Source organism: Streptomyces sp. NPDC001889 (assembly GCF_053594535.1).
The window spans coordinates 162,862-188,818 of record NZ_JBSFER010000019.1 but is presented as its reverse complement, the minus strand read 5'-3'; the positions used below and the strand labels follow the sequence as shown (position 1 = coordinate 188,818).

The 25,957-nt window shown below is 72.2% G+C and carries 20 protein-coding genes; 14 read left to right on the top strand and 6 right to left on the bottom strand.

What is annotated here, in order from left to right; genetic code table 11:
• Nucleotides 1–128: 128 nt before the first annotated feature.
• Nucleotides 129–326: a helix-turn-helix transcriptional regulator gene (locus ACWCRA_RS23055; RefSeq protein ID WP_351545466.1), complete on the bottom strand. Its 198-nt coding sequence runs from the start codon at nt 324–326 to the stop codon at nt 129–131.
• A 213-nt stretch (nt 327–539) separates the two neighbouring features.
• Nucleotides 540–1,451 (bottom strand): sugar phosphate isomerase/epimerase family protein, encoded by a 912-nt coding sequence (locus ACWCRA_RS23050; RefSeq protein ID WP_351545463.1) that lies wholly within the window; start codon nt 1,449–1,451, stop codon nt 540–542.
• 130 nt (nt 1,452–1,581) lie between these two features.
• Between ACWCRA_RS23050 and iolC the strand changes: the two genes are divergently transcribed.
• Genes iolC through ACWCRA_RS23025 form a run of 5 tightly spaced genes read left to right on the top strand, consistent with a single transcriptional unit; the run spans nt 1,582 to nt 7,879 of the window.
• Nucleotides 1,582–2,601: a 5-dehydro-2-deoxygluconokinase gene (gene iolC / locus ACWCRA_RS23045; protein ID WP_351545460.1), complete on the top strand. Its 1,020-nt coding sequence runs from the start codon at nt 1,582–1,584 to the stop codon at nt 2,599–2,601.
• Nucleotides 2,598–3,482: a Cgl0159 family (beta/alpha)8-fold protein gene (locus tag ACWCRA_RS23040; protein WP_351545457.1), complete on the top strand. Its 885-nt coding sequence runs from the start codon at nt 2,598–2,600 to the stop codon at nt 3,480–3,482. Before iolC ends, ACWCRA_RS23040 begins: the two co-directional genes overlap by 4 nt.
• Nucleotides 3,483–3,502: 20 nt before the next feature.
• Nucleotides 3,503–4,462, top strand: a complete 960-nt coding sequence (iolB, locus tag ACWCRA_RS23035; protein ID WP_451068473.1) for a 5-deoxy-glucuronate isomerase — start codon at nt 3,503–3,505, stop codon at nt 4,460–4,462.
• The gene (gene iolD, locus ACWCRA_RS23030; RefSeq protein WP_351545451.1) at nt 4,459–6,336 is read left to right on the top strand and encodes a 3D-(3,5/4)-trihydroxycyclohexane-1,2-dione acylhydrolase (decyclizing); all 1,878 of its coding nucleotides are present in this window, start codon (nt 4,459–4,461) and stop codon (nt 6,334–6,336) included. Before iolB ends, iolD begins: the two co-directional genes overlap by 4 nt.
• A gap of 40 nt (nt 6,337–6,376) precedes the next feature.
• A complete protein-coding gene (locus tag ACWCRA_RS23025) occupies nt 6,377–7,879 on the top strand; it encodes a CoA-acylating methylmalonate-semialdehyde dehydrogenase (protein WP_351545448.1) in 1,503 nt (500 codons plus the stop codon).
• A gap of 91 nt (nt 7,880–7,970) precedes the next feature.
• On the opposite strand, the gene ACWCRA_RS23020 is transcribed toward ACWCRA_RS23025, so the two are convergent.
• On the bottom strand, nt 7,971–9,173 hold the full coding sequence (locus ACWCRA_RS23020) for a S8 family peptidase (protein ID WP_451068472.1): 1,203 nt from the start codon (nt 9,171–9,173) through the stop codon (nt 7,971–7,973).
• A gap of 420 nt (nt 9,174–9,593) precedes the next feature.
• Between ACWCRA_RS23020 and ACWCRA_RS23015 the strand changes: the two genes are divergently transcribed.
• Both ACWCRA_RS23015 and ACWCRA_RS23010 read left to right on the top strand, forming a co-directional pair.
• Nucleotides 9,594–12,353: an alpha/beta fold hydrolase gene (locus ACWCRA_RS23015; protein WP_451068471.1), complete on the top strand. Its 2,760-nt coding sequence runs from the start codon at nt 9,594–9,596 to the stop codon at nt 12,351–12,353.
• Nucleotides 12,350–13,210 (top strand): ABC transporter permease, encoded by an 861-nt coding sequence (locus tag ACWCRA_RS23010; RefSeq protein WP_351545439.1) that lies wholly within the window; start codon nt 12,350–12,352, stop codon nt 13,208–13,210. The genes ACWCRA_RS23015 and ACWCRA_RS23010 overlap by 4 nt, the downstream gene beginning before the upstream one ends.
• Nucleotides 13,211–13,220: 10 nt before the next feature.
• Here ACWCRA_RS23010 and ACWCRA_RS23005 read toward each other — a convergent pair whose 3' ends face one another.
• On the bottom strand, nt 13,221–13,934 hold the full coding sequence (locus ACWCRA_RS23005) for a DNA-binding response regulator (protein WP_451068470.1): 714 nt from the start codon (nt 13,932–13,934) through the stop codon (nt 13,221–13,223).
• Nucleotides 13,935–14,219: 285 nt separating this feature from the next.
• Between ACWCRA_RS23005 and ACWCRA_RS23000 the strand changes: the two genes are divergently transcribed.
• The 6 genes from ACWCRA_RS23000 to ACWCRA_RS22975 all read left to right on the top strand — a co-directional run bounded on the left by ACWCRA_RS23000 (nt 14,220) and on the right by ACWCRA_RS22975 (nt 22,066).
• Nucleotides 14,220–15,857: a vWA domain-containing protein gene (locus tag ACWCRA_RS23000; RefSeq protein WP_351545434.1), complete on the top strand. Its 1,638-nt coding sequence runs from the start codon at nt 14,220–14,222 to the stop codon at nt 15,855–15,857.
• A gap of 605 nt (nt 15,858–16,462) precedes the next feature.
• Complete coding sequence (locus ACWCRA_RS22995) at nt 16,463–16,948, top strand: hypothetical protein (RefSeq protein ID WP_451068469.1); 486 nt, start codon at nt 16,463–16,465, stop codon at nt 16,946–16,948.
• 47 nt (nt 16,949–16,995) lie between these two features.
• Nucleotides 16,996–18,474 carry a sensor histidine kinase gene (locus ACWCRA_RS22990; protein ID WP_351545506.1) on the top strand — a complete coding sequence of 493 codons (1,479 nt, stop codon included), beginning with the start codon at nt 16,996–16,998 and terminating at the stop codon, nt 18,472–18,474.
• Complete coding sequence (locus ACWCRA_RS22985) at nt 18,377–19,036, top strand: response regulator transcription factor (protein WP_351545428.1); 660 nt, start codon at nt 18,377–18,379, stop codon at nt 19,034–19,036. The genes ACWCRA_RS22990 and ACWCRA_RS22985 overlap by 98 nt, the downstream gene beginning before the upstream one ends.
• Nucleotides 19,037–19,283: 247 nt before the next feature.
• Nucleotides 19,284–19,886, top strand: coding sequence for a carbonic anhydrase (locus tag ACWCRA_RS22980; protein WP_351545503.1), 603 nt, complete (start codon nt 19,284–19,286; stop codon nt 19,884–19,886).
• A gap of 101 nt (nt 19,887–19,987) precedes the next feature.
• Nucleotides 19,988–22,066, top strand: a complete 2,079-nt coding sequence (locus tag ACWCRA_RS22975) for a SulP family inorganic anion transporter (protein WP_451068468.1) — start codon at nt 19,988–19,990, stop codon at nt 22,064–22,066.
• Between the two features lie 35 nt (nt 22,067–22,101).
• On the opposite strand, the gene ACWCRA_RS22970 is transcribed toward ACWCRA_RS22975, so the two are convergent.
• Both ACWCRA_RS22970 and ACWCRA_RS22965 read right to left on the bottom strand, forming a co-directional pair.
• Nucleotides 22,102–22,230 (bottom strand): hypothetical protein, encoded by a 129-nt coding sequence (locus tag ACWCRA_RS22970; protein ID WP_351545422.1) that lies wholly within the window; start codon nt 22,228–22,230, stop codon nt 22,102–22,104.
• Between the two features lie 671 nt (nt 22,231–22,901).
• On the bottom strand, nt 22,902–23,822 hold the full coding sequence (locus ACWCRA_RS22965) for an AurF N-oxygenase family protein (protein ID WP_451068467.1): 921 nt from the start codon (nt 23,820–23,822) through the stop codon (nt 22,902–22,904).
• 419 nt (nt 23,823–24,241) lie between these two features.
• Between ACWCRA_RS22965 and ACWCRA_RS22960 the strand changes: the two genes are divergently transcribed.
• Nucleotides 24,242–25,870 carry an acyl-CoA dehydrogenase family protein gene (locus ACWCRA_RS22960; protein ID WP_351545416.1) on the top strand — a complete coding sequence of 543 codons (1,629 nt, stop codon included), beginning with the start codon at nt 24,242–24,244 and terminating at the stop codon, nt 25,868–25,870.
• Nucleotides 25,871–25,957: the final 87 nt, after the last annotated feature.

The following is a 25,957-nucleotide window of genomic DNA, read 5'->3' as shown; positions in this document are numbered from 1 at the left end:
GGCCCCCGGCCGCGGCGGCGGGCCCCCCCCCCCCCGGGGCCGCCCCCCCCCCCCCGGCCGGGCCCGTCGTGCGCGGTCCCGCACCCCCGTGCGGGGTGCGGGACCGCGGGGTCGTGGGATACGCGGACTCAGTCCCTCCGGCCCTTGTTCCCCGGACGGTTGGCGACCCAGACGCGAATGGTCTCCGCGTACCAGTAGGGCTTGCCGCCCTCCACCCGGTCGGGCGGAGGGAGCAGGCCGTGCTTGCGATAGGTGCGGACGGTGTCGGGCTGGACCCGGATGTGAGCAGCGATGTCCTTGTACGACCAGAGCCTTCGGTCCGTCATCTGTGTGACACCTCCCTGCGCGCGCGGCAGCGGCGGCCGGGGGACCGTCGAAGGACCTGACGCGCGAGCGCTGGCGATCACTGAGCCTGCGCCCAACCAGCGCCGGCGTGGAGGGGGAGAGCGGTGATGTTGAACGGCTGTGACGGAAGGTGCGCGGCATGGAGACATGCGTCATGAGCGGGGGACAACCATGACAGAGGCGGCACGCGCCCCTCAGACCCCGCAGGAGCGCAGAAAACGCCGGGTCCGCCGGGCGATGGGGAACGGCTTCTCCGGCGGGCAGGGATACATGTCCTGCTCGACGATGGCGAAGAGATCCACGTCCAGCGCCCGCGCCGCGCGCAGCACCGGCTCCAGATCCGGCACCCCGGACGGCGGTTCGCACATCACCCCGCGCCCGACGGCGGGCCCGAAGGGCACCTCGTCGGCGATGACCCCGGCGAGGACCTCCGGGTCCACCTGCTTGAGGTGGAGATAGCCGATCCGCTCGCCGTAGGTCTCGATGAGCCGCACGCTGTCGCCGCCGCAGTAGGCGTAGTGCCCGGTGTCCAGACAGAGCGAGACCAGCTCCGGATCGGTGGCGTCCAGGAAGCGGGTGACGTTCTCCTCGCTGTCGACATGGGTGTCGGCGTGCGGGTGGACCACGATCCTCAGCCCGTACCGCTCGCGCACCTCACGGCCGAGCCGCTCGGTCTGAGTGGCGAGATCGCGCCACTGTCCGGGGGTCAGGGTGCGGTCCTCCAGCACCCGGCCGGTCCGGTCGTCCCGCCAGAAGGAGGGGATGACCACCAGATGCGCGGCGCCCATCGCCCGGGTGAGGGCCGCGATGTCCGAGACGTGCGCCCAGGTCTTCTCCCAGACCGCCGGCCCGTGGTGCAGCCCGGTGAAGACCGTCCCGGCGGAGACCCGCAGCCCGCGCCGGGCGGTCTCGTCGGCGAGAACGGCGGGGTCACGGGGGAGATAGCCGTGGGGCCCCAGCTCGATCCACTCGTACCCCGCCTCGGCGACCTCGTCGAGGAAGCGCCGCCAGGGCACCTGCTGAGGGTCGTCGGGAAACCACACTCCCCAGGAATCGGGGGCCGAGCCGACCCGGATGCGGTTCGGGGAGGGGACGGGGGAGGTCATGTCGATGAGCTTTCCGGCCGTCTCGGAAGGGTGTCAAGCCTTGGTCCGAATGTAAGGACAAAATGTTGACAGGGCTCCGGAGTGACCATTAGACCTGAGGTGAGCCGGGCGCCGCACCGAAGGGACGCGCATGACACAGCCGTACGCCCCACCGCCGTACGACGTGATCACCATGGGCCGGATCGGGGTGGACCTCTATCCGCTGCGGACCGGTGTCCCGCTGGCGCAGGCCGACACCTTCGGAAAGTTCCTCGGCGGCTCGGCGGCCAATGTGGCCGTCGGTGCCGCCCGGCTCGGCCGCCGCACGGCGGTGATCACCCGTACCGGGCAGGACGCCTTCGGGGACTACCTCCACCAGGCCCTGGGCGAGTTCGGGGTGGACGACCGCTGGGTGACCCCCGTGTCCGAGTACCCCACCCCCGTCACCTTCTGCGAGATCTTCCCGCCGGACGACTTCCCGCTCTACTTCTACCGGCAGCCCAAGGCCCCCGACCTGGAGATCCACGAGCACGAGCTGGACCTGGCGGCGATCCGCGCCGCGCGGGTCTTCTGGATGACCGGAACCGGCCTGTGCGCCGAGCCGAGCAGGACCGCCACCCTGGCCGCCCTCGCCCACCGCGACCGCTCCGGGACCACCGTCTTCGACCTCGACTGGCGCCCCATGTTCTGGCAGGACCCCGCCGAGGCCCGCCCGCACTACCGCGCGGCGCTGGCCCACGCCACGGTCGCCGTCGGCAATCTGGAGGAGTGCGGCATCGCCACCGGCCGGAGCGAGCCGCTCGCGGCGGCGCGGGCCCTGCTCGCCGCCGGGGTGGAGCTGGCCGTGGTCAAACAGGGCCCCGACGGTGTGCTCGCCCTCCACCGCGACGGCACCCGGGCCGAGGTCCCGCCCGTCCCCGTCGAGGTGGTCAACGGGCTCGGCGCGGGCGACGCGTTCGGCGGCGCGCTCTGCCACGGGCTGCTCTCCGGCCTGCCCCTGGAGCAGACCATGCGGTACGCGAACGCCGCCGGCGCGATCGTGGCCTCCCGGCTCGCCTGCTCGTCCGCGATGCCGTACGCGCCGGAGGTCGAGCAGGTCCTCGCGGGCGGCCCCGTCCCGCCCGGCCCGCCGCTCCCGGGCGGTGGCGCCGCGCCGGGGGACACCTCATGAGCCGGGTCGACATCGCCGAACTGGTCGGCATCCGCACCCGCCACCCCGAGGCCGTGGCCGAGGCCGCCGGCCGCCGGGCCCGGCGCAGCGGGCTCCTCGGCGACAGCGGCCGGCTGATGATCATCGCCGCCGACCACCCGGCTCGCGGCGCACTCTCCGTCGGCGACAGCAGACTGGCCATGGCCAACCGCCTCGACCTGCTCGAACGGCTCTGTCTCGCCCTCTCCCGCCCCGGAGTCGACGGCGTCCTCGGCACCGCCGACATCCTCGACGACCTGCTCCTCCTCGGCGCCCTCGACAACAAGATCGTCATCGGGTCGATGAACCGGGGCGGTCTGGCCGGAGCCTCCTTCGAACTGGACGACCGCTTCACCGGCCACCGCGCCCAGGATCTCCACCGCCTGGGCTTCGACGCCGGCAAACTGCTGCTCCGGATCGACTACCAGGACCCCGGATCGCTCGACACCCTCCACTCCACCGCCCGCGCGGTGGACGAGATGGCCGAGCGCCGGCTCCCCGTCTTCATCGAGCCCTTCATCTGCCACCGCGTCGGCGGCCGGCTCCACACCGACCTCGGCGCGGAGGCGGTCACCCGGTCCATCGCCATCGCCTCCGGTCTGGCCGGCACCTCCGCGTACAGCTGGCTGAAGGTCCCGGTCACCGACGACCCCGCCGACATGGCGGCCGTGATGGAGACCTCCACGCTCCCCGCCGTCCTCCTCGGCGGCGAGATCGGGGACGATCAGGACGGTGCGTACGAGAAGTGGCGCGGCGCGCTCCGGCTGCCCACGGTGCAGGGGCTCGTGGTGGGCCGTTCGCTGCTCTACCCGGTCGACGGGAATGTCGCCGGCGCGGTCGACACGGCCGTAGGACTGCTCTAGCAGGCACCCAGGGAGAGGTCATGAGCACCCACGACAGACACCGGCCGGCCGCCCCGGACCGCGACGGACCGCCGGCCGCCCCGGACCGCTACGTTCCGGCGGCCGCCCCGGACCGCTACGTTCCGGCGGGCAGCGCGGCCGATGGCCCGTACGCGCTCCGGATCGGCCCCGAGGAGGCCGGCTGGGCGCACTCCGCCCTGCGGGTGCTGGAGCTCGCTCCGGGCGCGGCGCACTTTCTGGACACCGGTGACAGCGAGTGGATCGTGCTTCCGCTCCAGGGCGGCTGCACCGTACGGACCGAGGATGAGACGTTTGAACTCCTGGGCAGGCGGAGCGTGTTCAGCGGAGTCACCGACTTCGCCTATCTGCCGCGCGATGCCCGGGCACAGATCGCCTCCGGCGCGGGAGGCCGCTTCGCCCTGGCAGGAGCGAAGTGCGGGCGACGACTCCCCGCCCGCTACGGCCCCGCGCCGGAGGTACCGGTCGAGCTGCGCGGCGCGGGGACCTGCTCCCGCCAGGTCAACAACTTCGCCGCCGCCGACACCTTCGACTGCGACCGGCTGATCGCCGTCGAAGTGCTCACCCCCGGCGGCAACTGGTCCTCCTATCCGCCGCACAAGCACGACCACCACCAGCCGGGCGTCGAGTCGGAGCTGGAGGAGATCTACTACTTCGAGATCGACGGCGGCGGCCTCGGCTACCACCGGGTCTCCCCGTCCCGCCCCGGCGGCACCGATGTCCTCGCCGAGGTCCGCACCGGGGACGCCGTGCTCATCCCCGACGGCTGGCACGGCCCGTCGATCGCCTCGCCCGGCCGCGCCATGTACTACCTCAATGTGATGGCGGGCCCGGGCACCGGCCGCGAGTGGCTGATCCGCGACCATCCGGACCACGGCTGGGTCCGCTCCACCTGGCCCGGCCAGCCGGTCGACCCCCGGCTGCCGCTGTACGCGCCGACCACCGGGGAGAAGAGCCGATGACAGCGCGCAGGCTCACCGTCGCCCAGGCCCTGGTCACCTTTCTTACCCGCCAGTACACCGAGCGGGACGGCCGGCGCCACCGGCTGATCAGCGCCGCCTGGGGCATCTTCGGCCATGGCAATGTGGCCGGTATCGGCCAGGCGCTGGTGGAGTCGGGCACCGGTCCCGGCGCGCCGCTGCCGTTCGTCCAGGGCCGTAACGAACAGGCCATGGTCCACGCGGCGGTCGGCTACGCCCGGCAGTCCCGCAGGCTCTCCGCCCACGCCGTCACCACCTCCATCGGCCCCGGCGCCACCAACCTCGTCACGGGCGCGGCCCTCGCCACCGTCAACCGCCTGCCCGTGCTGCTGCTGCCCGGCGACACCTTCGCCACCCGTCCCGCCGACCCCGTGCTCCAGCAGCTCGAAACCCCCTGGGCCGGGGACCTCTCGGTCAACGACACCCTGCGCCCGGTCTCCCGCTACTTCGACCGGATCACCCGCCCCGAGGCGCTGATCCCGGCCGCGCTCCAGGCGATGCGTGTGCTGGCCGACCCCGCCGAGACCGGCGCGGTGACCCTGGCCCTGCCCCAGGACGTACAGACCGAGGCGTACGACTGGCCCGAGGAGTTCCTCGCCGAGCGGATCTGGCGGGTCGGCCGCCCGAGGCCGGATCTCGACGCCCTGGCGGAGGCCCGGCGGGCGCTGGCCGGTGCGCGCCGGCCGCTGCTCGTCGCCGGCGGCGGCGTCCGCCACAGCGAGGCCGAGGGAGCGCTCCGGGACTTCGCCGACGCGACCGGCGTCCCGGTCGCCTCCACCCAGGCGGGCAAGGGCTCCCTGCCCCACGACCACCCCGGCGATCTCGGGGGCGTCGGCCACACCGGCACCGGGGTCGCCGACGAACTGGCCCGGGGCGCGGATCTGGTGATCGGCGTCGGCACCCGCTGGTCCGACTTCACCACCGCCTCGGCCACCCTCTTCCAGAACCCCGCCGTCCGTTTCCTGAATCTCAACATCACCTCGTTCGACGCCCATAAGATGGCCGGCCTCTCCCTGGTCGCGGACGCCCGCGCGGCCCTCGCCGAACTCGCCGGCGGCTACCGCGTCCCGCCCGCGTACGCGTCGGAGTACCGCGCGGGCAAGGAGCGCTGGGGACGGCGCGTCGACGCGGCGTACGCGCACGGGGACCCGGACGCCCGCCCCACCCAGACCCAGGTGCTGGGCATCCTGGACTCCCTGGTCGACGGCGACGACATCGTGATCAACGCGGCGGGTTCGCTCCCCGGGGATCTCCACAGGCTCTGGCGCGCCCGCTCGGCCGACCAGTACCACGTCGAGTACGGCTACTCCTGCATGGGATACGAGATCCCGGCGGCGATCGGCACCGCGATGGCCGCGCCCGGCCGGCCCGTCTGGGCGCTCGTCGGCGACGGCACGTATCTGATGAACCCCACCGAGATCGTCACCGCCGTCCAGGAGAACATCCCCGTGAAGGTGGTGATCCTCCAGAACCACGGCTACGCCTCGATCGGCGGCCTCTCCGCCCAGGTCGGGGCCGAGGGGTTCGGCACCGCCTACCGGTACCGCGCCCCCGACGGCACCTACACCGGTGATCCGCTCCCCGTCGACCTGGCCGCCAACGCCGCCGCCCTCGGGCTGCGCGTTCTGCGCGCGCGGACCGTGCGCGACCTGCGGGAAGCCCTCGCCGAAGCCCGTGCGGCGGATGTCCCCACAGGTGTCTATGTCGAGACCGAAACGGCAGACACAGTGTCGGGCGCGCCCCCCGCGCAGGCGTGGTGGGATGTTCCCGTGGCGCAGACCGCGACCCGTCCGGCCGCGGTCACGGCCCGGGAGGAGTACGAGCGCCAGGTCGCGGCCCGCCGCCGTCAGCTGTGAAGAGACCGGGTATCCGGCATCTGTGAAGGAGCCTTCCGCCATGACGAAGACCGTCCACCACTGGATCGGCGGCCAGACCGTCGAGGGCGCCTCCGGCAACTGGGGCCCGGTCACCGACCCGGCGACCGGGGAGGTCACCACCGAGGTGGCGCTGGCCTCCGCCGACGAGGTCGGCGCCGCCGTCGCGGCGGCCAGGGCCGCCTACGCCGACTGGGGCACCTCCTCGCTCTCCCTGCGCACCTCGGTCCTCTTCCGCTACCGGGCCCTGCTGGACGCGCACCGGGACGACATCGCGGCGCTGATCACGGCCGAGCACGGCAAGGTGCACTCCGACGCGCTGGGCGAGGTCGCGCGCGGCCTGGAGATCGTCGAGCTGGCCTGCGGCATCACCACCCAGCTCAAGGGTGAGCTGTCGACCCAGGTGTCCAGCCGGGTCGATGTCGCCTCGATCCGCCAGCCGCTCGGGGTGGTCGCGGGCATCACCCCGTTCAACTTCCCGGCGATGGTGCCGATGTGGATGTTCCCGCTCGCCGTCGCCTGCGGGAACACCTTTGTCCTCAAGCCGAGCGAGAAGGACCCCTCGGCGGCGGATCTGCTGGCCCGGCTCGCCACCGAGGCGGGGCTGCCGGACGGGGTGCTCAATGTGGTCCACGGCGACAAGGTCGCGGTGGACGCCCTGCTCCACCACCCCGATGTCGCGGCGGTGTCCTTCGTCGGCTCCACCCCCATCGCCCGCTACATCCACACCACCGCCGCCGCCAACGGCAAGCGGGTCCAGGCGCTCGGCGGCGCCAAGAACCACATGCTGGTCCTCCCCGACGCGGATCTGGACGCGGCGGCGGACGCGGCCGTCTCGGCGGCGTACGGCTCCGCCGGCGAGCGCTGCATGGCGATCTCCGCGGTGGTGGCGCTGGACTCGATCGCCGACGCCCTGGTGGAGAAGATCCGCGAGCGCGCCGAGAAGATCAGGATCGGCCCCGGCGACGACCCCTCCTCCGAGATGGGCCCGCTGATCACCAGGGCGCACCGGGACAAGGTGGCCTCCTATGTGACGGGCGCGGCGGCCCAGGGCGCCGAGGTCGTGCTCGACGGCACGGGCCACACGGTCGAGGGGTACGAGGGCGGCCACTGGATCGGGCTCTCGCTGCTCGACCGGGTCTCCACCGACTCCGACGCGTACCGCGATGAGATCTTCGGCCCGGTGCTCTGTGTCCTGCGCGCGGCCACGTACGACGAGGGGGTGGCGCTCATCAACGCCTCCCCGTACGGCAACGGCACGGCCGTCTTCACCCGCGACGGCGGCGCGGCCCGCCGCTTCCAGCTGGAGGTGGAGGCGGGCATGGTCGGGGTGAATGTCCCGATCCCGGTCCCCGTCGGCTACCACTCCTTCGGCGGCTGGAAGGACTCGCTCTTCGGCGACCACCACATCTACGGCAACGACGGGGTGCACTTCTACACCCGGGGCAAGGTGGTGACCACCCGCTGGCCGGACCCGTCCGAGCCGCACGCGGGCGTCGATCTGGGCTTCCCCCGCAACGACTGAGCCACCGCCCGGGCACGACGGCCCGTGCGTACGACGGCCCCCGGGCGCGCCGGCACCTGCCGCGCCCGGGGGCCTCAGCGTCCGGGCGGGGCTAGAAGAGCGAGTACAGCAGCTTGTTCGGCGAACCGGTCCGCGGGTCCGTGACCTTGTTGTTCGTCGCGTTGTTCACGATCGCGTCCCGGACCTGGACCGGGGTCGCGGACGGGTTCGACGCCAGATGCAGCGCGGCGACACCCGCCGCGTGCGGGGCGGCCATCGAGGTGCCGGAGATGGTGTTGGTGGCGGTGTCGCTGGTGCGCCAGGCGGAGGTGACGCTCACCCCGGGGGCGAAGAGGTCGAGGCAGGTGCCGAAGTTGGAGAACGACGCCCTGCGGTCGGTCCGGTCCGTCGCGCCGACCGTGATCGCCTCGGGGACGCGGGCGGGGGAGTAGTTGCAGGCGTTCTGCGGGGTGCCGAAGGCATCGCCGTTGCCCGCGGCCACCGCGTAGCTGATGCCGGAGGCTATGGAGCGCTTCACCGCGTTGTCGAGGCTGGTGTTGGCGCCGCCGCCGAGGCTCATATTGGCCACGGCGGGCTTCCTGGCGTTGGCGGTGACCCAGTCGACGCCCGCGATGACCCCGGCGGTCGTGCCGGAGCCCTGACAGTTGAGCACGCGCACGGCGATGAGATTGACGTTCTTGGCGACGCCGTACACGCTGCCGCCGACCGTGCCCGCGACATGGGTCCCGTGGCCCTGACAGTCCTGGCCGTTCTGCCCGCCGCCCACGGTGTCCGTGCCGACGCTCGCCCGCCCGCCGAACTCGCCGTGGCTGGTGCGAATCCCGGTGTCGATGATGTACGCATTCACACCGGCGGCCCCGGTGTTGTAGGTGTACGTGGTGGAGAGCGGCAGATCGCGCTGGTCGATCCGGTCGATTCCCCAGGTCGCGTTGGTCTGGGTCGCGGTGAGGGAGACCTTGGAGTCCTGCTCGACATAGGCCACCCGGGGGTCGGCGGCGAGCTGCCGTGCCTTCGTGGTGGACATCTTCGCGGAGAAGCCCTTGAGTGCGCTGCGGTAGGTGTGCCGGGGCGTGACACCCAGATCGGCGGCGCGGGCGGAGCCGTCCTTCAGGACGACGATCCAACTGCCGGGTACGGCGGTCGCCGTGGGGGCGAGACGGAGGTCGCCGTTCGGGGCGACGGGCGCGGTGGCGCCCTGTGCGCTCGGGGAGACGGCGAACTGGAGACCTGCTGCGAGTGCGACTGCGGGGAGCAGCGCGCCGATGCGGCGGGCGGTGGATCTCATCTCGTGCACCTGACCTTTCGTTGACCGGATCTCGGGCAAGTACGGGTGTGCGGGGTGCCGGAAGGTGCGGACGCGGCGAACAGCCTCTCGTGATAATGAACATGACACAAGAGGGAGTCGCTGATCCCTGCTTCCGGCCGCCCGGCGGAGGGACGCCGGCCCGGTGGTCCCGGGGCTCCGGGTGGAGGGGCGCCGGCCCGGTGGGCCCGGGCACCCGGTGGAGGCCCTGCGGACCGGCAGGCCGGCGGGCCGGGGCGCGGCGCCCGGCGGCACGGGCCCGGGCCCCTGTGGCGTGCGTCACCCTGATGTCCGCCCCCCGCCGCGTACCACGGGCGGTGTACGGCCGGAGTCCGCCTACTCCCCGGGGAGACGCTGGACTCCGACTGGAGACAGCCCGGACCCCGGGCACACTCCGCTTAGGGTTTCCTCATGAAGATCCGACTTCCCCGGCCCCGCCACCGCGGCCGATGGCTCGCGGGCGCCGCCGCCCTGGCCGTCGTCGCGAGCGCGGGCACCTGGACCGCGGTCGCCGATGACGACGCCCCGAGCGTGCACCGCGAGGACCGGACGCACACCATGCCGGGGGCGCAGATCGACACCTCCTACTTCACCTCCGGCGACCGGGACCGCCGCCGCCCCGCCGTGCTCCTCGGGCACGGCTTCGGCGGCAGCAAGAGCGATGTGCGCGCCCAGGCCGAGGGGCTCGCCCGCGACGGCTACGCCGTACTGACCTGGTCCGCCCGGGGCTTCGGCGCCTCCACCGGAAAGATCGGGCTCAACGACCCCGACTTCGAGGTCAAGGATGTCTCCCGGCTGATCGACTGGCTCGCGAAACGCCCCGAAATACAGCTCGACTCGGACGGCGACCCCCGTGTCGGCCTCGCCGGCGCCTCCTACGGCGGCGCGATCTCGCTGCTCGCCGCCGGACACGACGACCGCGTCGACGCCATCGCACCCTCCATCACCTACTGGAACCTCGCCGACGCCCTCTTCCCGAGCGGTGTCTTCAAGAAGCTCTGGGCGGGCATCTTCTTCTCCACCGGCTCGGCCGAAGCCCCCGGCCGGACCCCGGCCGGCGACACCCCGGCCGGCACCCGCCCGCAGGACCCGCCCGCCGACGGGGGAGCCCCGGGAGCGTCGGGGACCCCGGACCGGGCCGCGAACCCCGCCGGCTGCGGCGACTTCCAGCCCGAACTCTGCGCCATGTACGAGCGGATCGCCGTCTCCGGGAAGCCGGACACCGCCGCCCGCGAACTGCTGGAGAGCCGCAGCCCCTCCGCCGTCGGCGACCGGATCAAGGTCCCCACCCTGATCGTCCAGGGCCAGTCGGACTCACTCTTCCCCCTCTCCCACGCCGACGCCATGGCCGAGCGGATCAGCGCCAACGGCGCTCCCGTCGCCGTCGACTGGATCTCCGGCGGCCACGACGGCGGCGACAGCGAGTCCACCCGGATCGAGAACCGGGTCAGCGCCTGGTTCGACCGCCACCTCCAGCAGGACACGAGCGCCGACACCGGACCCGCCTTCCGTGTCAGCCGCACCGGAGGCGTCGACTCCACCGACGGCCGGGCCCTGCTGCGCGGAGCGCACGCCGCCCGCTACCCGGGTCTGGACAACGGCACCCGGACCGTCCCGCTCGGGGCGGGCGAACAGAGCTTCTCCAACCCGGCCGGCGCCACCCCGCCCGCCATCTCCGCCGTCCCCGGGCTCAGCGGCGGCCTCGGCAGCCTCTCCTCCTTCGGTGTCGGCCTCTCACTCGACTTCCCCGGGCAGCACGCCCGCTTCGACTCCCAGCCCCTGAAGAGCTCCCTGCGCATCACCGGCTCCCCCTCCATCCGCGTCAAGGTCGCCTCCACCACCGGTGAGGCGGTCCTCTTCGGCAAGGTCTACGACGTCGGCCCCGACGGCCGGCAGCAGGTCCTCCCCTCCCAGCTCGTCGCCCCCGTCCGGATCGACGGCGCCCGCCAGGGCAAGGAGGTCACCCTGACCCTGCCCGCCGTCGACCACGAGGTCGACGCCGGCCACCGGCTGCGGCTCGTCCTCGCCGCGACCGACCTCGGCTACGCGTCCCCCGCGTCCCCCGCCCGCTACACCGTCGGCCTCACCGGCGCCGGTGAACTGGCCGTGCCCACCGCACCCGCCGTGAAGACCCAGGCCGCCGGGCTGCCCTGGTGGACCTGGGGCCTCCCGGCCGCCGGAGCCGTCATCGCCGCCGGTCTCCTCCTCACCGCCCGCAGGCGCGCCGTCGCCCCCGCGCCCGACCCCGAGCGCGCCGATGTCCCCCTGGAGATCACCGGTCTCACCAAGCGGTACGCCAAGTCCGCCGACCGCTACGCCGTCCAGCAGCTCTCCTTCCGCGTCGACAAGGGCCAGGTCCTCGGACTCCTCGGACCCAATGGCGCCGGCAAGACCACGACCCTCCGCATGCTGATGGGACTGATCCGGCCCGACGAGGGCGAGATCCGGGTCTTCGGCCACGCCATCCGCCCCGGTGCGCCCGTGCTCTCCCGCGTCGGCGCGTTCGTCGAGGGCGCCGGCTTCCTGCCGCATCTCTCGGGCCGCGACAATCTGGAGCTGTACTGGCGCGCCACCGGCCGCCCCGCCGAGGACGCCCATATCGAGGAGGCCCTGGAGATCGCCGGCCTGGGCGACGCCCTCGCCCGCGCGGTGCGCACCTACTCGCAGGGCATGCGGCAGCGGCTCGCCATCGCCCAGGCCATGCTGGGAATGCCGGATCTGCTCATCCTCGACGAGCCGACCAACGGACTCGACCCGCCGCAGATCCGCGAGATGCGGGATGTCATGATCCGCTACGCGGCCGCCGGCCGTACCGTCATCGTCTCCAGTCACCTCCTCTCCGAGGTCGAACAGTCCTGCACCCATCTCGTGGTCATGGACCGGGGCCGGCTGGTGCAGGCCGGACCGGTCGCCGAGATCACCGGCGAGAGCGACATCCTGCTGGTGACCACCGCCGCCGAGGTCTCCGAGCCGGTGGTCGAGAAGATCGCCGCGCTCCCGGGCATCGGCTCCGCCCAGCGGGTGGACGAGGGTCTGCTCGTGCGTCTCGACGGAATCACCGCCACCGGCCTGATCGGCGAACTCGTCCGGCTGGACGTCCCGCTGACCGGTGTCGGCCCGCACCGCCGCCTGGAAGACGCCTTCCTCACCCTGATCGGAGGCTCCGCATGAGCACGCTGACCGAATCGGCCCCCGGCTACCGCGCCCGGCACACCCTGCCCCTGCGCGTGGAGGCGGTACGGCAGCTGAAGCGGCGCCGGACCATGGTGATGGCGGGCATCCTGGCGGCTCTGCCCCTGGTCCTCATCGTCGCCTTCGCCATCGGCGGCAGCCCCGGCGAGGGCGAGGTGGACGACCGCATCACCCTGATGGACACGGCGACCGCCTCCGGCGTCAACTTCGCCGCCACCTGTCTGTTCGCCTCGGCGGGCTTTCTGCTGGTGGTTCCGGTGGCGCTGTTCCACGGCGACACCGTGGCCTCGGAGGCCAACTGGTCCTCCCTGCGCTATCTGCTGGCCGCCCCCGTCCCGCGCACCCGGCTCCTCTGGTCCAAGCTGGCGGTGGCGCTCGGCTTCAGCGCCGCCGCGATGGTGCTGCTGCCGCTGATCGCCCTGGTCGCCGGAACCATCGCCTACGGGTGGGGCCCGCTGAAACTTCCCACGGGCGGCTCCCTCGCCACCGGCGAGACCCTGCCCCGGCTGGCCCTGGTCGTGGTCTTCATCTTCCTCTCCCAACTCGTCACCGCCGGACTGGCGTTCTGGCTCTCCACCAAGACCGACGCCCCGCTGGGCGCGGTCGGCGGAGCGGTCGGGCTGACCATCGTCGGCAATGTGCTGGACGCGGTCACCGCGCTCGGCGACTGGCGCGAGGTGCTTCCCGCCCACTGGCAGTTCGCCTGGATCGACGCGCTCCAGCCGCAGTTGGAGTGGAGCGGCATGGTGAAGGGCGCCGCCGTTTCCGTCGCCTACGCCCTGGTGCTCTTCGCGCTCGCCTTCCGGAACTTCTCCCGCAAGGACATCGTGTCCTGACCGACGGCGGTCAGACCCAGCCCCGACGAGCCGCTTCCGCTCCCGCCCGGAAGCGGCTCGTCGTGCCGAGGGCCGAGAGCAACTCGCCCACCCGGCGGCTGTAGGTCCGGCCGGACACCCCGAGCCGGGTGGCCGCCGCCTCGTCCGTGAGCCCCGCCATCAGCGCCTGGAGCACCGGGCGCAGATGAGCCGGTGCCGCCCGGGCCGCGAGGCCGCCCCCGCCCGGCTCCTCACCCATCTCCCACCACGCGCGATGTGTGCGCACCAGGGTCTGGACGACCACCGGGTCCCGGATCACCAGCACGCCGTGGTGATAGACATCCAGATCGAGCGGGACCGCCGCCACGGCGCGGTCGGCGACGATTATGTGGAACGGGATGGACTCCGTGACCCGGGCATCCCCCGGCCGGTGCCAGCGCTCGCCGGTGTGCGCCAGACGCGCGAGACCGCGCCGGGGCGCGACCCAGCGGACCGTGGCGGTCCGGGGCGCGGACTCGTGCACACACGACCCGACCGACTGGAGGAAGGGCTCGGGCCCGCCCTGGCCGAGCGCGCCCGCCGGATCGTCGAAGCTGAGCAGCTCATGGCGCGCGGCCCGGACCACCCGCTTGAGAGCCGCGCTGACATCGTCAGCCCCGTGCACCTGCCGCCCCCGTGCCTTCCGCAGGACGGACCTCGGCACCTCCCCGCCGAGCACAGTGCCCGGAATCATTGCCAGTGACATGGCACATCACCCCCCGCTGTTCCGTGCAGACGCACAGCCCGTCCCCCCGGACCCATGCGTGTACTCCATGTACGCACACGACCTCTCACCGTGACAAGCGGCCGATCGAGGGATGGCGAGTCCTTGCCACCGCCGGTCGGAGGGGAACGCGGCAACTCGCGGCGGCCGTTGTGGATTTGAGACAGATTCGCAACATCGCCGACCGGTCCTGCGGCCCGCGCCGCACGTCACACCGACACCTGCTGAGGACCGGCCGACGGCCGGCCGACGACCGAGGGAGTCCGGATGCACCGTCGTACCAGGACACACCGCCGTGCCGGGAAGCACAGAGGAGTGGTGGCCGCGCTGCTGGCGGGCGGTCTGCTCCTGACCGCCGGGTGCAGCTCCGGAGGCCAGAGCGACCGGGGCTCCGCACAGCCCGCCGCCGAGCGCAAGGGCGCCGGTTCCGGCTCGGGCTCGGGCTCCGGTTCCGGGGCGGGCCCCGGCGGTGGGGGGAGTGCCGTCCAGGCACCCGCCCCCGATCAGGACCATGAGCTGTCGCGGGAGGACGGCTACGCGAAACGCAAGGCCCCGGACTACCTCTCCACCTTCGCCCTCGACGTCGACACCGCTTCCTACGCCTACGCGCGCCGCACCCTTCAGGACGGCCGCCGCCCCGACCCCGCCGGCATCCGCCCCGAGGAGTTCGTCAACAGCTTCCGGCAGGACTACCCGAGGCCGGAGGGCGACGGCTTCTCGGTGACGGTCGACGGCGCGGCCCTCCGGGGCACCGAGGGCGAGCTGCGCGGCGGCACCGGAGGGGAGGAGGAGAGCGGGGAGTGGTCGCTGGTCCGGGTCGGCCTCGCCACCCGCCCCGGTGCCGCGGGCACCCGCCCGCCCGCCGCGCTCACCTTCGTCATCGACGTATCCGGCTCCATGGCCGAGCCCGGCAGGCTCGACCTGGTCCGCACCTCGCTCGGAGTCCTCACCGACGAACTGCGCGACGACGACTCCATCGCCGTGGTCACCTTCAGCGGCCGGGCCGAGACCCGGTTGCCGATGACCCGGCTCGACGGCAACCGCGACCGGGTCCACCGGGTCATCGAGGCCCTGGAGCCGGCCGACTCCACCCATGTGGAGGCCGGGGTGCGCACCGGATACGAGACGGCGGTCGACGGCCACCGCCGGGGGGCCACCAACCGGGTGGTCCTGCTCTCCGACGCCCTCGCCAACACCGGTGAGACCCGGGCCGACGCCATCCTCGAACAGATCGGCGACGCCCGCCGCGAGTACGGCATCACCCTCTTCGGCGTGGGTGTCGGCAGCGACTACGGCGACGCGCTGATGGAGCGGCTCGCCGACAAGGGCGACGGGCACACCACCTATGTCTCCACCGAGGAGGAGGCCGAGCGGGTCTTCCGCGATCAACTGCCCGTCCATGTGGAGCTGCGGGCGCGCGATGTGAAGGCGCAGGTGGCGTTCGAGCAGGAGACCGTCGAGCGGTTCCGGCTGATCGGCTACGAGAACCGGGAGGTCGCGGACGAGGACTTCCGCGACGACCGGGTCGACGGCGGGGAGGTCGGCCCCGGGCACACGGTGACGGCGCTCTATGCCGTGCGGCTCCGGCCGGGGGCGAGCGGGCGGATAGCGGAGGCGACCGTGCGGTGGCTCGATCCGGAGACCCGTGCCCCTCGGGAGGAGTCGGGGGTGATCGGCACGAGCGGGGTGCGCAAGGCGCTGTGGGGCGGAGCGTCGGCCCGGTTCCAGGTCGCGGCGGTCGCCGCGTACTTCGCGGGGAGTCTGCGCGATGAGCGGATACCGGGGGCGCCGAGCCTCGGGGAGCTGGGGGAGCGGGCTCGTGCGCTGGCCGAGAGCACGGAGGACAGCGCGGTGCGGGAGCTGGCCGAGACGATAGACCGGGCGCACCGCCCGTCCGCGTACTGACCCGTTCCGTGTACTGACCCGTCCGCCCCGGCGGGGTTCCGGTGGCCGGTCCCCCGCTTCCCCGGATGAAGCGGGGGGAGTCGAGGGGCGGGGACCCTGTGCGACCGGTCCCCGCCCGGTGCGGGCTGAGGTGCGGCTGCGGCGGGCCGCGGTCGGGTGCCGGCCCTCGCACCCGGGCTGGGGTGGGTCGCGGTCGGACAGCCGGCCACCGAACCCCCGCTCCTCCATCGCCGGAGGGCCGGGTGGGTGCGTCTCGATCGCGGGCTCCCGGACCCGGCGCTCGCCATCCCCGCGACGGCGGCGACGGCACCCAGCGGTGGCCGCCGGGTGCCGGGCCTCTCCGCGCGCCGCTCAACCACCTCGTCACCACCGCCGGGGGCATCCCGCCGCACAACGCCGCGCGTGCGCTGAGTCGTTGGGCGTGGGCCCACGTATCCCCTCTGGAGTGAGGGGAAGAATTCCGCGCCCTCCTCCGGCAGCGCAGGAGAGTGACGATGAAGGTGCCCCTCCGGTCCTTTCTCACCGAAGTGCCCCCCGCTCGCACGGGTTATGAGAATCCTCTCCTCTTTGATTCACCTGTTCGATCTAGGAAGCACACTCTCCGCATGACACTCAGGAAAGCCAACGTCGTGGTCACGGTGGTGTGTGCCCTCGCGGGAGCGGGACTGGTGGCGGGCAGGGGCTGGGCGGAAGGGCCCGCGCCGCTGGACATCGGGCCCGTCATCCGGGTTCCCGCCGGTCATGGGCCCCTGCCGCCGGCCACCGCGCGTCCGGTTCCGCCGTCCCCGATGACCCCGGTGTCACCTTCCGCCTCGCAGGTGCCGACCAGGACCGTCACCCCCCGGGCCTCCGCCCCGCCCAGGCCGTCGAAGCCTCCCTCGGCGGCTCCTTCCTCCGCGCGTCCGCAGGGCGGCCGGCCCGTGCGGACCCTGCCTCCGGCGCACAGTTCCGACGAGGAGGACCCCTTCGCGCCGGACCTCGGCGACGAGGAAGGGGAGTGGGACGACGAGGACGGCTCCGACGGAGGCGGAGGCGGCGTCGGAGGTGGTGGCGGAAGGGCTCTGGGTGACGACTTCGGTGAGGACGACTAGACGTGCGACGAAGAACCGCCAGCGCGAGATCGCGCATCGTCGGCTGGATGCTGCTGCTCGTCGGAGCGGCGCTCGCCGCCCCCACCGTGGGGATCACCGTGGTCTGGCAGGCCCAGCTCGACCACCAGGTCGACGCCCAGCTGGAGCGGGAGGTCGACAAGCTGCGCAGGTTCGCGCGGACCGTCAACGACCCCTCCACCGGCCAGCCCTTCCGCGACGGCGCCTCGCTGCTGACCCACTTCATGACGGTGAATCTGCCCAGCCGGGAGGAGACCTTCTTCAGCATCGTCGACGGCCGCGCCGACCGGCGCAGCTCCGCCGAGGCGCCCATCCAGCTCGACCGCGATCCCGCCGTGGTGAGGAAGCTGGCGAGCGTCCACGGCACCACCGTGGGCTGGATCGACTCCTCGGAGGGCAAGGTGCGGTACGGGGTGGTCCCCGTCCGGGTCGCCGGGGACCCCCAGGACGTACGGCTGGTGGTGCTGGAGTTCCGGGACCGGCAGCTCCGCGAGGAGCGGCGGGTGGCCAAAATGCTGATGGCAACCGCCTTCGGCGCGCTGGTCTGCGCCGGGCTGGCGAGTTGGCTGGTCGCCGGGCGCATCCTGGCGCCCATCCGGCTCGTCCGGCAGACCGCCGCCCGCATCGGGGAGTCGGATCTGACCCAGCGGCTCGATGTGCAGGGCGACGACGACGTGGCCGCGCTCGCGCACACCTTCAACCACATGCTGGACCGTCTGGAGCGGGCCTTCACCGCCCAGCGCCGCTTTCTCGACGAGGTCGGGCACGAGCTGCGCACCCCGATCACCGTGGTCCGGGGCCATCTCGAACTGATGGAGGACGGCTTCGAGGAGCGGGTGATGACCCGGGCCCTGCTCGTCGACGAGCTGGACCGGATGAGCCGCATCGTGGACGATCTGATGCTGCTCGCCAAGGCGGAGCGCCCGGATTTCCTGAGCGTCGGGGAGACCAACCTGACCGATCTGATCGTGGATGTGGTCGCCAAGGCGAGAGCGCTGGGCAACCGGCACTGGCGGGTCGCCGCCGTCTCCGAGGAGACGGTGCTGGTCGACGGCCAGCGGCTCACCCAGGGACTGATCCAGCTCGCGGCCAACGCGGTCCGGCACACGCTCGACGGCGACCTGATCGAGATGGGCTCGGCGGTCCAGGAGGGCCGGGTCATGCTCTGGGTCCGGGACACCGGTCTGGGCGTCGGGCCCATCGACCGGGACCGGATCTTCGGCCGGTTCGTCCAGGCGGGCCGGGTCACCTCGCCCGCGCAGGCGGGCACGGGCATCGGCCTCGGGCTCGCGATCGTCCGCGAGATCGCCGAGGCGCACGGCGGCACGGCGTGGGTGGAGGACGCCGAAACCGGGGGAGCCCGGTTCGTACTGGACTTGCCGGCGTTCTACCCCTGGCAGAGAGGACATCATGCACCGGATTCTGATAGCGGAGGACGAAGCAGGAATCGCCTCCTTCGTCGAAAAAGGACTGCGCAGCAATGGGTTCATGACCGCGGTCGTCGCTGACGGGCTCTCCGCGTACGAGCACGCGCGGGCCGGCGACTGCGATCTGATGATCCTCGACCTGGGGCTGCCCGCGGTCGACGGACTCACGGTGCTGCGCAAGCTCAGGGAGCTGAGAGTGACCCTCCCCGTGGTCATCCTGACGGCGCGGGACAGCGTCTCCGACGTGGTCGCGGGCCTGGAGACCGGGGCGGACGACTACATCTCCAAGCCGTTCGCCTTCGAGGAGCTGCTGGCGCGCGTACGGCTGCGACTGCGCGGGGAGGCGGGCCCGGAGGCGTCGGTGCTGCGCGTGGGCGATCTCGTCCTCGATCTGCGCACCCGGCGGGTCCATGTGGACGGGCGGGTGGCGGAGCTTTCGGCGCGGGAGTTCTCGCTGGCCGAGGTGTTTCTGCGCAACCCGGACCAGGTGCTCACGCGGGAGCAACTGCTCAGCCGGGTGTGGGGGTTCGACTACGACCCCGGCTCGAACATCGTCGATGTGTATGTGCGCTATCTGCGGCGGAAGCTGGGGCCCGACCGGGTGGAGACCATCCGGGGAGTCGGATACCGGCTCCGGGCCTGAAGCCCGCGACCGGCGTCCGGCCCGAGCACCCGGCCCGAGCCCCTGATCTGATCCCCCGGCCGGAGGCCGGTACCCCATGGAGGTACCGGCACACAGGGGTGGACATCGTTGTCATGGCCATGAGAACTCTCTCACGGCGATCTCACAGGTGACTCATGACTTCGGCGCATGCTTCCGGGCCAAGACATCCAGCGCCGGATGTCCCTCCCCTCCAGCCCCCCGGCTGGACAGAGCCCGGAGTATGACCATGAAACGACTCCTCGACAACGCGCGTAACTTCCGTCACCGGATCGCCCCCGAGAGCGAGACCTTCAGCCGCTTCGCGGCCGGTCAGTCCCCCGGCACCCTCTTCATCACCTGCTCCGACTCCCGGGTGATCCCCGCCCTCATCACGGGCGCCGTCCCCGGCGAGGTCTTCGAACTCCGCAACGCCGGCAACATCATCCCCCCCTACGCGCACGGAGTGCAGTCCGGGGAGGCCGCCACCATCGAGTACGCGGTGGATGTGCTGAAGGTGCGCGACATCGTCGTCTGCGGCCACTCCCACTGCGGAGCCGTCGGCGCCCTCGCCAACGACCAGGACCTCACCACGCTCCCCAGCGTCGCCCAGTGGGTCGCCGTCGCCCGGCCCGCGCTCGCCCCGATGCTCGGCACGCCGCCGGACGACATCGCCTTCTCCAGCTACGTACAGCGCCATGTCACGGCCCAGCTGGAGGCGCTGCGGAACTACCCCAAGGTCAGCGCGGCCGTAGAAGAGGGCCGGCTCCAGCTGCACGGCTGGTACTACCGCGTGGACACCGCCGAGGTCCTCGAACTCGACGAACTGCACGGAGTGTTCCAGCGCAACTGATCAGGGCTCACCCGGCTCTCCCCACCCCCCACACGCACCGGTCCGCCGGTCATGGAGCACCCCCCGGCTCCCCGGCGCCCGGTCGCGGCGAAAGGAACCCTGTGTCGACTGAACGACTGCGTCCCGGTGCTGGACGGCACGCGAGAAAGGCCGCCGGCACCCCCGCCCCCAAGCCCGCCGGCTCACCGCCCCTCGCCAGTTCCTTCAGTGCGGACTTCACCGCCTCCATCGTCGTCTTCCTCGTCGCCCTTCCCCTCTGCATCGGAGTAGCGGCCGCCTCCGGTGTCCCCGTGGCCCTCGGCATCATCACCGGCATCGTCGGCGGACTGATCGTGGGCTTTCTGCCCGGCAGCAGCCTCCAGGTCAGCGGCCCCGCCGCCGGACTCGCCGTCCTGGTGCTGGAGTTCGTCACCGAACACGGTGTGGGCCTCCTCGGCCCCGTCGTCCTGATCAGCGGAATCCTCCAGATGATCCTCGGTACGCTGAAGATGGGCCGGGTCTTCCAGTCCATCTCGGTCTCCGTGGTGCAGGGCATGCTCGCGGGCATCGGCGTACCGCTGATCCTCAGCCAGATGTACGCCCTCGTCGACGCCAAGCAGCTCGGTACGGCCCTGAAGAACATCGCCGGCCTGCCCGGGCTCGCCTCCGATGTCCTCGGCAACCGGCAGATGGGCGCCGCGCTGCTGCTGGGTGTCATGGCACTCGCCCTGTGCTTCCTCTGGCGGAAGGTGCCCGCGCCGCTGAACAAGGTCCCCGCGCCCCTGGTCGCGGTGATCCTCGGCAGCGCCATCGCACTGCTGCCGGGCTTCGACGTGAAGAAGGTCTCGTTCGGCAACATGCTGGACGCGGTGGACTTCGTCGGCCCCTCGGCGCTCGGCGGGCTCATCGACCCGGCCGTCCTCACCATGATCGTCACCTTCACGGTCATCGCCTCCGCGGAGAGCCTCTTCAGCGCCGCGGCCGTCGACCGGATGCACACCGGACCGCGCACCAAGTACAACGCCGAACTCTTCTCCCAGGGCGTCGGCAACACCATCTGCGGCTTCCTCGGCGCACTGCCCATGACCGCCGTCATCGTGCGCAGCGCGGCCAATGTCCAGGCGGGAGCCAGGACCAAGGTCTCCCGCGTACTGCACGGCGCCTGGCTGCTGGGCTTCGGCCTGCTGCTGCCCGGGCTGCTCGGACTCATCCCGGTCACCGTGCTGGCCGGAGTGCTGCTGCACGCGGGATGGAAGCTCTTCAACCCCCCGGCCTTCGTGCAGATGTGGCGGACCGACCGCGGCGAGGGCTTCGTCATGATCACCACGACGCTGGCCATCGTGGTCGCCAACCTGCTCGAAGGCGTCCTGGCGGGCCTCGCCGTCGCCATCGTCCTGACCGCCCTGCGGATGTCGAAGATGACCGTCCGCAGGACCACGGACGGCGACACCGGACGGCTGGAACTGCGCGGGAACGCCACCTTCCTGCGGCTCCCCCGGCTGATCGAGGAGCTGGAGTCCATCTCCGGCAAGGACCGCGTCTGTGTCGACGCCTCCGGCATCTCCCATCTCGACCTCGCCTGCCGGAGCCAGATCGAGGAGTGGGCCGACCAGCGCCGCAGGGGCGGCACCGGGGAAGTGGAGATTCTCTTCCCCGGCGACCGGCCGGAGCAGCCGGCGGCCGGAGAGGGCGCCGACGACGACGGGACGCCGGCCACCACGGAACCGGCGAAGCCCGAGCCCGCACGGCCCGAGCCCGCACGGCCCGAGCCCGAGCCCGAGCCGGCACGGCCGTACGCCCCCGAGCCCGCGCCCGCCCTCCAGTACAGCGCCTCCGCCCCCGGGCACTCCCACGGACACCCGGTCCACAGCGGTCCGTACCCCCGTCAGCACCAGCACCCCCAGCCGCATCAGCACGGGAGCCACGCGCCCCACGCCCCGACCCATGGGCGCCCCGTGCATCCGCAGCCGCACCATCCCCATCCGCCCCAGCCACAGCACCAGCCGCAGGCACTCATACCGCCGCAACCGCAGGGGAACGGGCGGTCCCACCCCGCGTACCAGGCGTACACCCCGCCCCAGGGTCCCCCGGTCCAGGGCTACGGCCAGCAGGGATACGACAGGCCCGTGGGAGCGGGCGGCGACTGGAGGCCCGATGACGAGTGGGCCGTCCGGCACTTCGGCGAAGGGAACCGGCGATGAAGCCGTTGAGGACAGCGCTCGCGGACGCCCTGCACTTAAAGGATCTGCGCGACCTCCGGCACCACGGCGGCCATCGGGAGGACCGCGTCCGGCGCGGCCCGGCGGACCACCGCGGAGCCGGCCCGGCCCGGGCCGACCACCGCCGCACCGAGCGTCCGGACCATCCGGACCGCTCCATCTGCCCGGAGTACCCGGAACGGGCCGAACGGCACCCCGACTGGGCGGACCGGTACTCCGGCGGCGGACGGCGCCCGGCCACCGGGCCCTGTGAGCGGGACGCGCTCTTCGAGTTCCTGCGCTCGATGCACCACTTCCTCACCGCACCCCAGCACCCCGCGCGCCCCGGCCGCCCCGAACCACCCGACGGGACCGACCCACGGCCCGTCCGGCCCTCCTAGGTCGTTTCTTTCGGATCGTGCCGGGCTCGCGAGCCCTGGCACCGCGCCTCGCCGCGTTGCCGTCCCTCGCCGGCGCTCGGCGTGGGCTCGCTCCTCCGCCTCGCGATCCACGGCACCGGACCCCGCTCATCGATCCGGCCCGATCCGAAAGAAACTCCCGGGGCCGCACCCCCGGCGGGTCACCGGACCGCCGCCCACGGAGCCGACATCCCGCAGGGCTCCGTGGGCGGCACCAGGGCCTTGATGACAACTTCCCCCACCGAGGCCCTGGCCGAGCCCCCTCTCCGTCCCCCGCGGAGAGGGGGCTCCCGCCTGCCCGGAGCCGGTCCCTCCGGGGGCCGTCCCTCCGGAGGCCGTGCCGGGAAACGCGGCGTCCGACCGCTGCCCGGAGTCCGCCTGCGCCCCGTGGGCGCAGGCGGGTGCGGCCCGGCGGCCCTTCAGAGCAGTCCCGCCTCGCGCCACACCCGTCTGCCCCGGGAGTCCAGGGCCCCCACCTCGTCGAGGAGGGCCGACAGCCGCGCCGCGCCCTTGCGCAGCACCTCCCGGCGGTGGTCGCTCGCGCGCACCTGGGCCAGAGCGGTGCGGCGGTCGAGTCCGCAGTCGGGGTAGACGTTCGGATTGACGAAGGCGCGGGCGAACACCCGTGCGAGTTCGCCGGTGACGGCGCATGTCAGCCGCCGCTCCAGCCGTCCCGACTCGGCCATCTGGCGGCGGAGTTCCTCCTTCGCATACCGCACATGTCGGGCCTCCTCGATCACATGGATGCGGGTCACCCCGCGCACCAGGGGCTGAATCCGGTCATCGGCGAAGGTCAGCCGCTGCATCCAGTCGATGACCTCCTCGCAGAGCAGCGTGAAGATCAGTGAAGTCGCCGTATTCGAGCAGGACTTGAAAATCCGGGTGACGTTCTGAATGAGCGGCGACACGGGGTAGACGGCGGTGCCCGACTTGGCGAGAAAGCGGGAGAACATCATGGAGTGGCGGCATTCATCGGCGATCTCCGTCAGCGCATAGCGCACATGCTTGCTGGTGACGGGCTTGTCGTAGATATGCCGCAGCAGAAGTTGCATGACCACGATCTCGAACCAGATGCCGATCGAGGCCAGTGCGGCGCTCTCGGTGCGGGCGAGGAGGCGGCGCTGCTCATCGGACATGTCCCGCCACAGCGGAGTTCCGTAGAGGGAAAGGAGTTCCGGCGGCCAGAACCATTTTCCCTCGTCGAAAGGGGCCTCCCAGTCGAGTTCCCGCTCGGGGTCGAAGGAATGCCTGACGCTTGCCTGCAGTAGGCGTTCTGCCACCTCCTCACGGTCCTTCAGCAGGCGCTGCGCGGTGGTGGTTGCCGGTGTCTTCGCGGTCACTGCGGTTCCTTGGTTAAGTCATACGATCTGACCTGATGGCGAAAGAGTGGTGCGTGGATCACCCTCAGGCAAAGGTCTTTATATCGCCCAAGGATGACCGTTTCGCCCACCGTGGGCCGCGGCTTGGGCTTCTCCGGCACTCAAGGGATGATGATCACTCAAACGAGCGACAGCCCGAGCGGTGACCAGAACAGCCCATAATCGTTGAGAGGGCCGTGTTCACCCATGCCGACACCCCAGCCTATGCCCGTGCCGACATCTCGGCCGACGCCGTCGAATCGGCGCCGCCCGCCCGCCGTGAACTGACCTCCGTACTCTTCAAGGACGGCCCCGCCGATGCTCATTCACATTGGCGGAAAACCATCTCCACAGAGCCCTTCCGATTCCGTCCCGAGTTGCGGACGGAGGAGCGCTGGGAGTTGTCCTATACGCGACTGCGCGCATTCAACGAGGAAATCGAATCCGCCGAGGAACTGGCACGCGACCCCCGAGGGCTCGCCGCCATGCACGAGTGGGCCGCGGTCGTCGACGGGGCACTCGCCACCGTGGCCGGAATTCACTACAACCTCTTCCTCGGCAGCCTGGTGGATGACAATTCAACGGAGCGTGACCTCACGGCCTTCGAGATTCTCGCGCGCACAGGAACGTTCCTGTGCACCGAGCGGGCCCATGGAAATGACGCGGCGGCGCTGGAGACGACCGCCACCTACGACCGCCGCGCCAATGTCTTTGTCCTGCACACCCCCAATGAGGGCGCCCAGAAGTACATGCCCAACACCAGCCGGGCGGGCGGGCCCAAGTCCGCGGTCGTCGCCGCCCGCCTCGTCGTGGACGGCCAGGACCTGGGGGTGTTCCTCTTCCTCACCCCGCTGACCGACCGGCACGGCCCGCTGCCCGGCATCAGCATCGAACAGCTCCCGGAACGCATCGGCAGCCCGGTCGACCACTGTGTCACCGCCTTCGACCGGGTACGGCTGCCGCGAACAGCCCTGGTCCAGGGGCCGCACGGCCGGCTGCTCTCCGACGGCACGCTGCGCAGCGCCGTCGGCAGTCCGCGCAAGCGCTTCCTCCAGGCCATCGGCCGGGTCACCGCGGGCAAGCTCTGTATGAGCGCCAGCACCCTGGGCGGCTGCCGGGCGGCCCTCGCCATCGCCGTCCGCTACGCCCACACCCGGCGGATCTCCGGTCCCACCGCCGGCAGCAGGATTCCGCTGGCCGCCCACCGCAGCCACCACGCCCGGCTGCTGAAGTCCCTGGCGACCGCCTACGCCATGACCTTTCTGCACCGGGCCGTCACCGATGCCTGGATCGGGCACGACCCGGCCGAGCGGGACCGGGCGGAGCGGCTGGTGGCCGTCGCCAAGGGGTGGATCACCTGGCAGGCCCGCGCCATCACGATCGAGGCCCGGGAGCGCTGCGGCGCCCGCGCGCTCTTCCCCGTCAACGGGCTGGCCGAGTACCCGGCCAACGCGGACGGGGCCATCACCGCCGAGGGCGACAACCTCGCCATCTGGTGCAAGGCGGGCGCGGAGATGATTTTCGGACACACGCCGACCGAGCCGACCGGCCGCCGGACCGTCAACCCCCAGGCGCCCTCCGCCCTGCGAGATCCCTCCTTCCTCCGCGACCAGCTCGCCGTCATGGAGAGCCGCTGGCACCACCGGGCCCGGCTCAACCTCAGATCCGGGCCGTCGGGGGACTCCCTGGGCCGCTGGAACAACGCCTCCAGCGCCGCCCTCGAACTCGTCGCGGCCCATGCCACCCTCCAGGCCGCCGATGCCTTCATCGCCGCCATCGACACGGTCACCCACCCCGGCACCCGGGCCCTGCTGAAGGACCTCTGCGCCCTCTTCCTCCTGGACTCGCTCACCCCGCGCGCCGGAGAACTGCTCGCGGACGGGCACCTCAGCGCCGCGCAGGTCCGGGCGATCCCGGATCTGACCGAGCGGCTCACCGCTCGGCTGGCCCCGCATCTCGCGGTCATCGCGGACGCGTTCGCGGTACCGGAGGAGCACCTCGGGGACCTGCCGATGCTGACCGCCCCCTGACCGCTCCCCCTCCCGGCCACCAGGACGGCCCGATCCCGTCCGTGACCGATCCCGTCCGTGACCGGCCTCGTCCGTGACCGACCCCGG